The sequence below is a fragment of the Clostridium sp. Marseille-P2415 genome, from assembly GCF_900155545.1.
GTDB lineage: Bacteria > Bacillota > Clostridia > Lachnospirales > Lachnospiraceae > Lacrimispora.
The window spans coordinates 719,219-732,839 of record NZ_LT732525.1; the positions used below are offsets into that span (position 1 = coordinate 719,219).

A 13,621-nucleotide genomic window follows, 5' to 3' on the forward strand; every position below is an offset into this window, starting at 1 on the left:
TGCAGGATCCGGCAGAACCGGATTCTCAGGCAGACATCACTATTTTTTTATCTTTATGGTTTTAATTTCATAAGGCTTAAACAGAATTTCCAAGACCCCATTGCTGCTGCTTAACTGGTTTTTCTCCTCTTCCATGCAGGTGCACTCCACAAAAGAAGCTTCTCCTGTTACAGGGAAACTTATATGAGCCCTGGTCTGCTTTCCATAAGACTCATAGAAACGGATCACGATTCCATCACCTTCCTCTGAAAGCTTCACCGTATCCGCCAGCACATTTTCTTCTTCTATCTCAAGAAGGGAGCAGGCTGCCGGCCCATTTCCATGAACCACAATTCCATGCAACGGACAATTCAGATCATAAGCTTCCTGTACCACGCCTCCGGTACGGAAATCCCCTCTGTGCGGATACAGGGAATACGTAAATGCATGCTCTCCCTGATCAGCGTCCGGATTTGGGAATATGCCGGATTTCAACAGCGTCAGACGGATTACAGAATCATGGATATCATAACCGTACTTGCAGTCATTTAACAATGCCGCCCCATATCCTGCCTCGGATATATCCGCCCATTTATGAGCACATACCTCAAATCTTGCCTGGTCCCAGCTGGTATTCCTGTGAACCGGACGGCTTACATTGCCAAACTGAATGTCATAATTAGCTTCCCTGCAGAGAATATCAAGAGGAAAGGCAGCTTTTAACAGCATCTGGTGCTCCTTCCACAGGATCCTGGTCTTAAAATCAATTCTGGCGGTATGCCTATAAAAACAGATTTTCTGTTCCAGTTCGGAATCCATAAACCGGCGTCTTACCAGGATACAGCCTCTTACCGGCCCATTTTCCAAAAGCTTCATTTCCCGGACCTGGCTTACCGGCCAGACCTTTTCCTCATACGTGGAATCAATGTTCCAGGCATCAAATTCCAGAGGCCGGTCCTCAAAGACAAGAAGTTCATTGCCGGAAGCGCCCTCTTTTAACAGGTTCCTCTCTTCCCTCCTGTCATAGAGCCTGGCAATATTTCCGTTGGCATCAAATTCCACCTCATAAAATGGGGTGGTTATTTTTACCGGTTTATCTTCTGAATCCTTTTCAACCGAAACAAAGACAGCCGAATCCTCCGCAGAAGGCTCACCGGATGCTTTCTTAAATACCTTAAATCCTTTGGAGGCCACATCGTCAGCCAGACAGATGACGCCTCCGTCAGAGGTCTCCTGAGATAAAAGAGCAATTCCCTTAACCGGTTGATCCAGTTCAACGATACCGGTTCTTGCAAAGCTCAGGGAGTTCCATACAGCCAGAGCTTCTCCTTTCTCCTGCTCTTCTTCATAACCAATCGCCTTTAAAACCCGGCTGCGGCTTTTGTCTATGATTTCCTGCCCTGACTTTAATATCTGCTCATACTGGACCTCTGAGTCCTTATATACTTCCCCTATGGAAGATCCCGGAAGGATATCATGGAACTGGTTAAGCAGCAGAAGCTTCCAGTTTTCTTCCAGCGTTTTAACCGGATATTCCGCTCCTTCCGTAAGCATTAAGTCAAGAACAGAATAAAATTCCGCATCTCCGTTTAAGAATTCACAGGTTCTGTTATACTTTTTATTTTTAGCCATGGACGTATAGGTTCCCCGGTGGGACTCCAGATATAATTCACCTGACCAGACCGGAAGCCGCTTTGCATCCATCCGCTCCTCTAAAAGATGGAAAAAGTCCTTCACAAACGTCTGCCTGGTCTTGGGGCAGCTGGCCACACTATGCTCCAAACGGCGGCTCTGTTCCAGCATTTCTTCTGTCGGTCCGCCGCCTCCGTCTCCATATCCGTAGCAGGTGAGCACTTCCCTGCTCACATCTTTGTTCTGATACCTCTGCCACGTTCCCATTACCTGTCCGGCATCCTGCCTGCCGTTATAAGTAGTGCTGAAATTCCGTACGGGCTGGTCCTTTTTATGGTAATCCCTGGTTGAAATGAGATAGGTCAGAACCTCGCTTCCATCAATTCCCCTCCAGCGGAAGGTATCATAAGGGAACTGGTTGTATTCATTCCAGCCAAGCTTTGTGGTCATAAAATAATGCAGTCCTGACTGCTTCATGATCTGGGGAATGGCGGCGCTGTATCCAAATACATCCGGAAGCCAGAGGACTTCATTGACAGAGCCTCCAAGCTCCTTTTCAAAAAAACTCCTGCCATAGAGGATATGGCGGATCAGAGATTCTCCTGAGGCCAGGTTACAATCCGGCTCCAGCCACATGGCACCTTCCGTTTCCCAACGTCCCTCTTTGACCCTATTCCTGATCTCTTCAAACAATTCCGGAGCCTCTTCCTTTACAAACTCATAAAGCTGAGGCTGGCTGGACATGAATTTATATTCCGGATACCGCTCCATTAAGTTCAACACCGTACGGAAGCTTCTTACCGCCTTTTGCCTTGTCTGCTTCAAAGGCCATTTCCAGGCCACATCAATGTGGGTATGGCCGATGCTGTGCACGGTTACCGGATTTTCCGGTCTGTTTTCATAGTAGTTCTTTAAGAGCCAGGTGTCTGCCTCTCTTACGGAAGAGAAAAAATTCTCAGAAAACGGCCTGGAAAGATCCAGCCTGTTTACGGCCTCTAAAAGGATTTTATAGGTGTCGATCTGTTCCATATCCTCGTCTTCCAAAAGTTCCGCCGCCTCAAACGGTACCTTTAAATCATAATAAAGCTTAGCCACCTCTTCATGATACTTCGCAATCTCCAGATGAAAGAAATTAGTAAGACCCGGACTGTTTGAATAAGCGTAAAACGCCAGTTCAAATGCTTCGCCTCCCAGGGCGTTCCTAGTCAGAATGTGATCCTGATGGTTCATATCCATGGTACCGGAAAGCTTTCCGTTTAAGTAGACCATGACCTGGGGATTATCCGTATTCCAGATATCCGCAGCTCCCGTATTAAGTATTGCCCTTACCTGAGACCCTTTAAAATCCTCCGGCAATGTAACAGAGGTCATAAACCAGTAATGCTTATCCCCTCCCCCCCATGTCTCATCCACCCCAAAAGGCTTCCAGGACAGGCTTCTGCTGTCAAACACCTCATTAAACTCATAATTCCCCGGACTGACCTTTATACATTTTGCCGGTTCGGAGTCCGAATAGCGCAGAGGTCCCAATGCTTCCACCGCTGCTTTTAATCTGTTTCTGATAGGATTCATACGTTATTCCGCCTTTTTATAAAATTTTAAAAAGGCGGGAAACTGCGCAAAGCGGGTCTCCCACCTGAAAAACTTTTTTCAGCCCTTGATTCCTGTTGATGCGATTCCTTCTACCAGGTACTTCTGCATGGTTAAGAAAATCAGGAAAATCGGAATCAGGGATAAAGTTGCCATTGCAAACATTGCGCCCCAGTCTGAACCGGCTGTGGGGTCTGAGAACATTTTAAGTGCATAGCTGACCGGATATTTTATCGGGTCGCTTAAGTAGAGCAAAGCCGCAAGGAAATCATCCCATCTCCACATAAAGGAGAAAATGGCGCTTGTAACCAGAGACGGCTTTATGAGCGGAAGGATGATCCGGATAAATATAGAGTATACGGTACAGCCGTCCATTCTGGCAGCTTCATCCAAATCAATAGGAATTCCCTTAATAAACTGTACATTCAGGAAAATGAAAAAGCCCTGACCGAAAAACTGAGGTACAATGATGGGAAGATAGCTCCCTACCCAGCCCATCTGGTTGAATATGATGTACTGTGGGATCATGATGACCTGGAACGGAAGCATCATGGCCAACAGCATACAGCCAAACCAGAAGTTTTTGAATTTAAAATCTATCCGGGCAAATCCGTAGCCCACGATGGCGGAAGATACGACCGCTCCAAAGGTGGACAGGCCTGCGATAATAAAGGAATTTTTAAAAAATGTAGAGAAACCGTAGCCGGCGAAGCCCTGCCAGCCTGCCAGGTAGTTACCAAAGGAAAACTTATCCGGTAAAAGTTTGGCTGCGGTCCGGAATATCTCATTGGTGTTCTTAAAGGAACTCATCACCATCCATACAAGCGGATATATCATAATACATGCAAACAAAAAGGTAAACACATGATAAACCACTGTGGTGGCTGTTCTTCTTTCTTTATATCCTGTTTTCATATTTCATCACCCTTCTGATTCGTAATATACCCACTTTTTCTGGGTCTTGAACAGTATCAGAGTCAAAAGACCCACTACGAATACCATGAACCATGCCATGGCGCATCCGTAACCAAGCTTATTATAAGTAAAGGAATTCTGGTACATGTACACCGTATAAAAAAGTGTGCTGTCCCTTGGCTTTCCCTGGGTGATAATATAGCTTTGGGTAAATGCCATAAATCCATTGATCAGCTGATTGATCAGGTTGAAGAAAATGGTTGGTGTCAGCATTGGAATCGTAATCTTAAAGAAACGCTGAATACCGTTTGCCCCGTCCACGGTAGCTGCCTCATAAAGGCTTACCGGTATCTGCTTTAACCCGGATAAAAATATGAGCATAGAAGAACCAAACTGCCAGACCGCAAGGATGATCAGGGTCCAGATCGCGGTATCCGATCTCCCCAGCCATGCAATATCAGACGGCAGTCCAATTACCTTTAAAAGTGCATTGATCACACCGTCGCTGGCAAACATCCGCTTCCATAGTATAGCCACAGCCACGCTGGAACCAATGATGGAAGGCAGATAGTAAACAGCCCTGTAAAAACCGGATAATTTAGTGCTTTTTACAAGCAGCATAGCCACAATAAGGGCCATGATAAGCCGGAGAGGAACCGAAAACAGAACATAGTACATGGTCACTCCGAATACCTTCCAGAACTTTGGATCGGCTGTGAACATGGTCTTGTAATTTTCCAGACCTATAAAAACCGGTGACTTTAAAATATTGTATCTGGTGAATGAAAACCCTAAAGATAAAATCATGGGAACCGCCATAAAAGCCAGGAAGCCTATGATGAAGGGCAGGATAAATACATATCCTGCAACCTTCGGTGTGTTCATGACCTGGCCAAATGATTTTTTTCTTTTCGGGATCATTTGATTGTTCTTCATCTTATCCCCTCCAGACCTTATTCCTGCTATTTCGCTGCTTCTTCCAGAATCTTCTGGGATTCAGAAACGAACTGAGCAGTCGCATCGTCTGCAGTCGCATCTCCGTAACGGACTGCTTCTACAATTGTTTTTCCTAATGCTTCTACCTCACCCTTCCCGGCTGGGTCCGGAGCATCAATGGTAGTTGCAATTTCAGAAACCTGTGCAATATAATCAAAAATTTTCTGGGAAACAGCATCTGCATTTGGCTTGATTGCGTCTGCTACCTCACTGTTGATCGGTATTCCTCTTTCTGCCATGAGGATCTCATTGCATTCCACGCTGTTGACAAACCAGTCAATAAATTTAGCCGCTTCCTCTTTGTTCTGGGAAGTTTCAGCAACAGAATAGAACTGGCTTGGCTTTAAATACATAGGCTGTGTCTTGGCATCGGTCAAGGTTGGGTACATGGTAATTCCAAGCTCTCTTCCAGCTGTACTGGATATGCTGATAAACTGATTGGAGTATGCGAAATCATTCCATGTCGTTTCGTCAATGATCGGCTTTGTTTCTACAACGTCAGGATTCTTTTCTGCCAGTAAGTCTGCGGAAATGCTGAATTCTGCTTTTGCGAATTTTTCAACATTGGCGAAATGTACTTTCATGGAATCTGTGGTACCCGCATTTAATTCGTCAAAGAGATGGGAACCGTTGGCTCTTGCAACGATCTGCATCATATTAATCCAGCCGTCATAATATGTCTTTACACCTGTTTTTTCATAAATGGTCTTGGAAATGTCATATAACTCGTCAATGGTCATCTGCTCCGGAATGGTCACGCCAGCCTTCTCAACAATGGCTTTGTCATAAACCATTAATGGTGCATTGCTTCCCAGGCTGATGGCATAACACTTGCCGTCAATGGAGCCGCTTTCGATAATGCTCTCCGGAATCTTAGACGTATCAATGGCTCCGTTAGATACGAACTCAGATAAATCTGCTAACTGTCCGCTCTTCTGATACTGGTTTAAATAGGAATAGTCCATCTGAATGATATCCGGAAGATTCCCGCCGGCTGCCATTGCAGAAAGCTTATCCCAGTAACCGGACCAGTCTGTAAACTCTACCTTAATATCCACATTCGGATTCTGGCTCATGTACAGATCGACTGCTTTTTTAGTTACATCATTTCTGGTCTGGTTCCCCCACCAGCAAAGATTTAATGTTACCTTATCCCCGGTTGCTGCCGCTGTATCTCCGGCTGACTTTGTGGTTGCCGCTTCTGTTGAATTCGCTCCCGTTGTCGGTGTTTCCGTTGGCTCTGTCTTTGAGCCGCAGGCCGTTAAAGAAGCTGCTGCAAGAAGAGCTGCAAGTGTTGTTGCTAATAGTCTCTTTCTCATTGTAAAACCTCCCTTTCAAATTAAGATAACCATATTTTATGGCAAATATGCACAATGGTAAAGTTAAAATATGGCTTTTTATGGTTAAAAAAACATCTTTCTGTAATTTTAGGAGGTTTTGCAATTTTCTTTTTCGTACTTTTACTATATAATAACGAGTAAGAAGAAAGGTCGGATAAATATGAAACGAAGTGCAATCTGGTTTAACAACCTATCCTTATACAAAAAAATACTGACCATTTTCCTGCTGGCCATGGTGGCCATTTGCATTACTTTCTCTGTAAGCATTAAGATTCTGACTGTCCGCTATAACGAAGAGCTGTACCGCACCAATGCAAATTCCTTAAACCATGTGACCACATATTTAGAGTCTGAAATGCTGATGATCCAGTCCATATCAGACGGTATGATCGGTGATCAGGTCATTCAGGATAATCTGGCATTTTTAGCTGAAAATCCTTACAGCAACCGACGGTCACTGGCACGCCGCGATATTTACCAGCAGCTTTATTCCTATATTTACCGCAGCAGCTATATCAAATCCATTAACATCATTCTGGCTGACGGGACAAACATCTGTATGGGAAGTTCGGATGAAATCCTTAAATTCAATTTAAGAGAGCTGGACGGAACGCTCAGCAGCTTAAAAGGCAAAGCCACCTGGGCTTCCGGCATGGAACCGGGGGAGGATACGGTGTGTGCCAGACAGATATTAAAATTAAAATATTTAAGCCTGCGGAAACTGGCCGGCCTCTATATCACCGTGGATATGGAAGGTATGATCGAAGACGGCCTTAAAAATGCCGGGAGCCTTGCGGAAAATTCCAATTTTATCCTGATGTCCGGCCAGAAGAGGATCTATCCGGCCGCTCCATTTCACGATGAATACTGTATGGAAATCATTGCCGGCAATGAGCAGAAGGAAAACGCCTACCTCATTTCCACACTGGATGGAAAAAAGGAATTTATCATCTCCGGCCATGTCCCTTATGTGGGATGGGATTATATTTATTTCAGGGATTATGATCCGCTTTTTTACAGGATCCGGCTGGTGAGCCTGCAAATTCTGATTTTTACCACATGCATCATTTTCACCACCGCAGTTTGTGTCAGCCTGGTTTTACGCCACATCTTCCGACACCTGGATTACTTAATTGAAAAGATCCAGCGTTTCGGAAGCGGGGAATCTCCTGCCTGCAAAGTAAAATGCTATGACTATGAAAGCCGCCAGGATGAAATCGGCCAGCTTCACCGCAGCTTTGATGAGATGACTCACAGCGTCAAGGTTCTCCGGGATGAAAACTATGACAAGCAGCTTCTGGTCAGGGATTCCACCATTAAGATGCTCCAGCAGCAGATCAATCCTCATTTTTTATACAATACTCTGGACACCATTAACTGGATGGCACAAAAATACGGCGCTGACGATATTTCTGTCATGGTCCGTTCCCTTGGGAACCTGTTTCGGGCCTCCATTGCCGGTCAGAAGGACATCATTCCTCTTGCAGAAGAACTGGAGGTGCTGGATAATTACATTCGGATACAGGAAATACGTTTTAAGGACAGGCTCCACTTTGATCTGGAAACGCCGGAGAACATTGCCCATATCTTCATCCCAAAGCTCTGTATCCAGCCTCTGGTTGAAAATGCTTTGAAGCATGCCATGGAGGATACCGATGAAATGTGCACCATCCGGGTTATAATACAGGAGATGGGCAAGGATTATCAGATCAGGGTAGCCAATACCGGTTCCCGGTTTGAACCGGATCTGCTGTGGAAAATTGAACACAAAGAAATAAGGCCCCAGGGCTCCGGCGTGGGGCTGGTCAATATTAATTCCCGGCTGAAGCTGCTATACGGAGATCAATATGGCCTGAATTTTTACAATGAAAACGGAATGGCAGTTGTGATGCTGTCCATCCCCAAGGAACAGGAGGTTTGATATGCTGAGACTGATGATTGTTGATGATGAGCAGATTATAAGAGAGGCGCTTTCCCAGATGATCGACTATGAATCCATTGGCTACGAATTAATAGCTACCGCCAAAAACGGCATGGAGGCTTACGATATCATCTGCGACGATTATCCGGATGTGGTGATCACGGATATCCGAATGCCCATATTAAACGGTCTGGATCTTATTGAACGTTCCATGAAATCAGATTCCCGGATCACGTTTATTCTGCTTTCGGGCTATAACGATTTTGAATATGCCAAGCAGGCCATGAAATACGGAGTCCGGTATTATATTTTAAAACCAACGGACAAAAATGAGCTGATCGAATCCCTGGCATCCATACGGAAGGAACGCCTTCAGGAAGAGGAAAACCGGAAAATGCAGCAGCAGGATTTTTTAAGAAGCCTGCATGTTCCGCTTGAACAGAGCTTCATTATGGAGGCATTGGAGCATCAGGATTCCTTTCCATCCGTATTCCGCAAATACCAGGCTCTCCTGTCCCTGCCCAAGGACTGCTACTACGCCTGCATCTGTTCTTTTGTAGAAGAAAGCTACTTAAAAAGCTTTGCCTGCGATGTAAGAAAGGTTTTAGAGGCTTCCAAGGTTCCCCTGCAGTTTTCCATCCTTTATGTTAAAAATTCTGCAGTTCTTATTTTCCCTGCTTCCACCCTGGCGATTCAGGAGCAGATGAAAAATTCGATCATCAGCCTTCGGTATCCGGGCCAGTCCGTCACCTTTGAAGCTGAGTTTCTGCACAGGGAAGGGGCGGAAAAGCTTTTCCAGGAGGTCATTCAGAAAGTCTCCAGGTTTGAGCGGATTCTCCTCATTGGAGAGGGAGGGGATATCCATGAGATCAAGAACCACATCGCCTCCCCCTGGATGGTCAGGAGGATCGAGGACTCCATTACCTCTGCAGCGGATCCCTCACAGGCTGCGGAGCTTCTTAACTCTGTTTTCATGGAATCCATGCCTCCGGCTACCGCCAGAAATCTTGCCTTAAGTCTGTTCCTCCAGGCTGGGATGGTTTTAGAGAAACCGTCCGTGGACGCTGCCTGCGATTTTTTCCGGCGCCTCTATTCCTGCGATACGGTATCAGGCATCCGGGAACTTCTGCAGGTAGTCATGCTTCAAAAAAACACAGGTCCCGGCTGCCGCAAAACAAGCTCCAACATCGCTCTGTTAAAAACCTATATCAGAGAACATCTGGATTCTGAAAATCTTTCTTTAAAATGGCTGGCTGAGAATTATCTTTTTGTAAGCGTGGGATACTTAAGCAAGCAATTCATTAAGGAAGAGGGGATGCGTTTTTCCGATTATCTCAATAAGGAACGGATGGAGGAAGCCATCCGGCTGATGACATACTATCACAATGATAACGTAAAGCACATTGCCCGCCAGGTAGGCTTCGGCAGCAATCCCCAGTACTTCAGCCAGGTATTTAAGCGGTATACCGGCCTTCCGCCGACCGAATATATAGAAAAATTAAAAAACAAATTTGAAAAGTAAACAAAAAGGAGAAAAACATGATGTCGAATGAACAGCTGCTTGAAAAAATCCATTTGGTTGTGGAGAAACTGATGAACCTCGGAGGATGCGACTATGACAAAGATAAGACAGTCAGCCGTACCGATACCAGAAAAGGGATCATCCAAAGGGATTTTGGAATTGAAGAATGGGACTGGCCCCAGGGCGTAGGTTTATACGGCTTATATAAGCTTCAGGAGTTCTACGGAGATGACCGGTATCTTCCATTTTTTGAAAAATGGTACAGCGGCCACCAGAAGAACGGCCTTCCCTCTAAGAATATCAACACCACCGCCCCATTCCTCCCTCTGGCTTTTCTGTATGAAAAGTTTGAAAGCCCCGATGAATTTTACAGGCTTTGTACCGAACGGGCGGACTGGCTCATAAATAACCTTCCCAAAACCCGGGATGGCGGCTTCCAGCATGTGACCAGTGCCATCGGAAACCGGGATGGCGTGTCATTAAATGAAGGACAGCTCTGGGTGGATACCCTGTTCATGTCCGTCCTTTTCTTAAATAAAATAGGCTGCAAGACGGATAATCCGGTCTGGAAAAACGAGTCCATCCACCAGTTCCTGGTCCATATCAAATATCTGTATGATAAACAGACCGGTCTCTTCCATCATGGCTTCAGCTTTGAACGTATGGACAATTTTGGCGGCATCTTCTGGTGCAGAGGAAATTCCTGGTTCACCTACGGTGTCATGGAATATTTAGATACCTGCGGCGAGGACTTGAATGAGGGGATCAGGACCTACCTGACCGATACTTACAAATCCCAGGCCGCCTCCCTTCTCCGCCTTCAGGCTCCATCCGGACTCTGGTACACCGTTCTCACCGATGAAACCAGCTACGAAGAAGTTTCCGGCTCAGCCGCCATTGCCGCAGGGTTTTTAAAAGGGGTAAAGGCAGGAATCCTGGATGAATCTTATAAAGCCGCAGCCGACCGTGCCATCGAAGCCATCTGTGCCAGCGTGTCAGAGGCTGGAACCGTGCTTAACGTATCTGCGGGAACCGGGATCGGCATGGATGCAGACCATTATAAAAACATATCCATCATGCCAATGGCTTACGGACAGGCTCTTGCATTATCCGCGCTTTGCGAAGCGCTGAACAAGGAATAAGAATGTTATCCTGAACATTTTTCGGGGAAAGCAGACCGTTATTTTGCTTTCCCCACTTTTTTTCTATATTTTAACGGTGTTAAGTCCGCATGCTTTTTAAATACCCGTTCAAAATAGGTAACGCTTTCAAATCCAAGAATTTCCGATATTTCCGTGATCGAATATCCGCTGTTTGCCAAAAACTCCCGCGCCTTTCTCACTCTGGCGAGATTCCGGTATTCATTTACGGAGAACCCTGTCACTTCCCGGAAAATTCTGCTTAAATAGGATTTGCTGATGAAAAACCGCTTTGCCAGTTCCTCTAAACTCTCTCCTGTCTCACAATGAAATGTCAGATATTCTGCCACTTCATGCACCTTCCCATGCTTTGCGGTCTGCACTGTCGGAGGCATTTCCTTCAGCACGCTTTTTTTTCTGCTGCGGCAGACCATCAAAAGGATCTGGAAAAGCTTCAGCCGGACCATGATCTCATACCGCTCTTTCCGATGGCTTAACTCCTCTCCGATCCCCAATAAAAGCTCCTTCATTTCCACCCATTCCGGTTCCGTAAGCCTGGCTACCCCATAATAATCCCCAAACATCTTCTCCAGGGTATACAGTCCGGCACCCTTAAGCCAGGGCTCCAAAACCTTCCCATTCAACTGCAGGAGAATCCGGTCATGTCTCCGGCTGCCCGCCTGGCTCGTCTTATGGACCTGCTGCCGGTTTACCAAAACGACGTCTCCGGTTTTTACATAATATGTTTCTTTCTCTATGAAGTAATAACGTTCCCCATCCAGGAGAAAATAAAGCTCATAGGTATCGTGAAAATGCTTCATAGCCATAGAATATTCCTGATCCCGGACCACCTCATCAATGGTAATGCCCTCCATGCTTTCCGAAAATATTTTCTTTTCCATTTTTTCCTCCATATGAGTAGCCAAAAGTATGATTTTATTTAAATAGGCCCCAATAATATGAGAATATAATACTATAATCCATTATAATATGCAATATAGAGCCAAACCAACCGTTTCGACCCGAAATCATTGAACAGGAGGATAACCTTATGAATTATGAGAATAACAAAGTAAGTGATATTAACATCGCCTACATCGGAGGCGGCTCCAGAGGCTGGGCCTGGACCTTTATGACCGACCTCTCCATGGACGATTCCTTAAGCGGGACCATCCGCTTATACGACATCGATGAATCTGCCGCAAAAAACAATGAAATCATCGGCAGCAAACTGACAGACAGAGGGGATACCAAAGGAAAGTGGAATTATGTGACCTCCCCTTCCTTAAAGGATGCCCTGACAGGCTGTGACTTCGTAGTCATCTCCATCCTGCCGGGAACCTTTGATGAGATGAATTCCGACGTCCATCTGCCGGAAAGGCTTGGCATCTACCAGTCCGTAGGCGATACTGCCGGCCCGGGAGGAATGATCCGTGCCCTCCGCACCATCCCCATGTTTGTGACCATCGCGGAAGCGGTCAGAGAATACTCGCCGCAAGCCTGGGTCATTAACTACACAAACCCAATGTCCTTATGCGTAAAGACCCTTTACCATGTATTCCCGCAGATCAAAGCCTTCGGTTGCTGCCACGAAGTATTCGGCACCCAGAAGGTCTTAAAAGGGATCTGCCAACAAACCTTTGGCTTTGAAAACGTTGACCGCCGTGATATCCATGTAAATGTTCTCGGAATCAACCATTTTACCTGGTTTGACCAGGCTTCCTACAAGGGAATCGACTTATTCCCGGTTTACCGCAATTATATCGATGCCCATTACGAAGAAGGCTACAGCGAGCCCGACAAGAACTGGGCAAACAACACCTTTGAATGTGCTCACAGAGTTAAATTTGACCTTTTCCGCCGCTATGGACTTATCGCTGCCGCCGGTGACCGCCACCTTGCCGAATTCATGCCGGGAAGCGATTACTTAAAAGACCCGGAAACCGTAAAAGGCTGGAAATTCGGCCTTACGACCGTAGACTGGAGAAAACAGGATTTAAAAAACCGTCTGGCTAAAAGTCATCGCCTGGTAAGCGGGGAAGAAGAAATCGAGCTCAAGCCATCCGGCGAAGAGGGAATCCTTTTAATCAAGTCCTTATGCGGCCTTGAAAGAACCATCAGCAACGTCAACATTCCAAACTCCTGCTTACAGATTCCAAACCTGCCGGCAGAAGCCGTAGTCGAGACTAACGCAGTATTCAGCCGGGACAGCATCAAACCGGCCGTTGCCGGTGCCATACCGGAAAATGTCCTCGAATTAATCAAGCCACACGTTGCCAACCACGAGCGGATCCTGGAAGCCGCTCTTACCTTCGACCGTTCCCTGGTATACGAGGCATTTTTAAACGATCCTCTGGTAACAGGCCGCGGTACCGAAGAAGAGATTAAAAAACTGGCAGACGACATGATTGGTAATACAGCCGCTTATCTTCCTGACGCCTGGAAGGTTGTGACGAAATAAAAAGCTGCTCTAATAGATTCTGGCTGGAAAATGAGGGGAGCATTCCCTCATTTTCCAGCCAGGATTCTTCATTCTATTTAAAAAATTTTAGTAATATCTTGAAACCTGTTCACTACCCTATAAATT

At 45.9% G+C, this 13,621-nt stretch carries 9 protein-coding genes; 4 read left to right on the plus strand and 5 right to left on the minus strand.

Annotation, left to right across the window (positions count from 1 at the left end; all coding sequences use genetic code 11):
- Positions 1-39: 39 nt before the first annotated feature.
- The 4 genes from BQ9856_RS03445 to BQ9856_RS03460 all read right to left on the minus strand — a co-directional run bounded on the left by BQ9856_RS03445 (position 40) and on the right by BQ9856_RS03460 (position 6,431).
- Positions 40-3,183, minus strand: coding sequence for an alpha-mannosidase (locus BQ9856_RS03445; RefSeq protein ID WP_077609715.1), 3,144 nt, complete (start codon positions 3,181-3,183; stop codon positions 40-42).
- Positions 3,184-3,261: 78 nt separating this feature from the next.
- Entirely contained in the window at positions 3,262-4,116 is an 855-nt protein-coding gene (locus BQ9856_RS03450; RefSeq protein WP_077609716.1) for a carbohydrate ABC transporter permease, read from the minus strand.
- Positions 4,117-4,122: 6 nt separating this feature from the next.
- Positions 4,123-5,052 (minus strand): carbohydrate ABC transporter permease, encoded by a 930-nt coding sequence (locus BQ9856_RS03455; protein WP_442855463.1) that lies wholly within the window; start codon positions 5,050-5,052, stop codon positions 4,123-4,125.
- Between the two features lie 26 nt (positions 5,053-5,078).
- Positions 5,079-6,431, minus strand: a complete 1,353-nt coding sequence (locus BQ9856_RS03460) for an ABC transporter substrate-binding protein (protein WP_077609717.1) — start codon at positions 6,429-6,431, stop codon at positions 5,079-5,081.
- Positions 6,432-6,612: 181 nt separating this feature from the next.
- Between BQ9856_RS03460 and BQ9856_RS03465 the strand changes: the two genes are divergently transcribed.
- From BQ9856_RS03465 to BQ9856_RS03475, 3 genes are read left to right on the plus strand one after another with little or no spacing between them, the layout of a single operon-like run.
- A complete protein-coding gene (locus BQ9856_RS03465; RefSeq protein WP_077609718.1) occupies positions 6,613-8,373 on the plus strand; it encodes a sensor histidine kinase in 1,761 nt (586 codons plus the stop codon).
- A gap of 1 nt (position 8,374) precedes the next feature.
- Complete coding sequence (locus tag BQ9856_RS03470; RefSeq protein ID WP_077609719.1) at positions 8,375-9,895, plus strand: response regulator transcription factor; 1,521 nt, start codon at positions 8,375-8,377, stop codon at positions 9,893-9,895.
- Positions 9,896-9,912: 17 nt separating this feature from the next.
- Complete coding sequence (locus BQ9856_RS03475) at positions 9,913-11,037, plus strand: glycoside hydrolase family 88/105 protein (RefSeq protein WP_442855464.1); 1,125 nt, start codon at positions 9,913-9,915, stop codon at positions 11,035-11,037.
- Between the two features lie 38 nt (positions 11,038-11,075).
- Here BQ9856_RS03475 and BQ9856_RS03480 read toward each other — a convergent pair whose 3' ends face one another.
- On the minus strand, positions 11,076-11,936 hold the full coding sequence (locus tag BQ9856_RS03480) for an AraC family transcriptional regulator (protein WP_077609721.1): 861 nt from the start codon (positions 11,934-11,936) through the stop codon (positions 11,076-11,078).
- 149 nt (positions 11,937-12,085) lie between these two features.
- Between BQ9856_RS03480 and BQ9856_RS03485 the strand changes: the two genes are divergently transcribed.
- A complete protein-coding gene (locus BQ9856_RS03485; RefSeq protein ID WP_077609722.1) occupies positions 12,086-13,495 on the plus strand; it encodes an alpha-glucosidase/alpha-galactosidase in 1,410 nt (469 codons plus the stop codon).
- Positions 13,496-13,621 lie beyond the last annotated feature (126 nt).

Coding starts and splice junctions, on each gene's coding strand:
- BQ9856_RS03485 (WP_077609722.1), top strand. CDS start 12,086: ATGAATTATGAGAATAACAAAGTAAGTGATATTAACATCGCCTACATC.
- BQ9856_RS03455 (WP_442855463.1), bottom strand. CDS start 5,052: ATGAAGAACAATCAAATGATCCCGAAAAGAAAAAAATCATTTGGCCAG.
- BQ9856_RS03445 (WP_077609715.1), bottom strand. CDS start 3,183: ATGAATCCTATCAGAAACAGATTAAAAGCAGCGGTGGAAGCATTGGGA.
- BQ9856_RS03460 (WP_077609717.1), bottom strand. CDS start 6,431: ATGAGAAAGAGACTATTAGCAACAACACTTGCAGCTCTTCTTGCAGCA.
- BQ9856_RS03450 (WP_077609716.1), bottom strand. CDS start 4,116: ATGAAAACAGGATATAAAGAAAGAAGAACAGCCACCACAGTGGTTTAT.
- BQ9856_RS03465 (WP_077609718.1), top strand. CDS start 6,613: ATGAAACGAAGTGCAATCTGGTTTAACAACCTATCCTTATACAAAAAA.
- BQ9856_RS03475 (WP_442855464.1), top strand. CDS start 9,913: ATGATGTCGAATGAACAGCTGCTTGAAAAAATCCATTTGGTTGTGGAG.
- BQ9856_RS03470 (WP_077609719.1), top strand. CDS start 8,375: ATGCTGAGACTGATGATTGTTGATGATGAGCAGATTATAAGAGAGGCG.
- BQ9856_RS03480 (WP_077609721.1), bottom strand. CDS start 11,936: ATGGAAAAGAAAATATTTTCGGAAAGCATGGAGGGCATTACCATTGAT.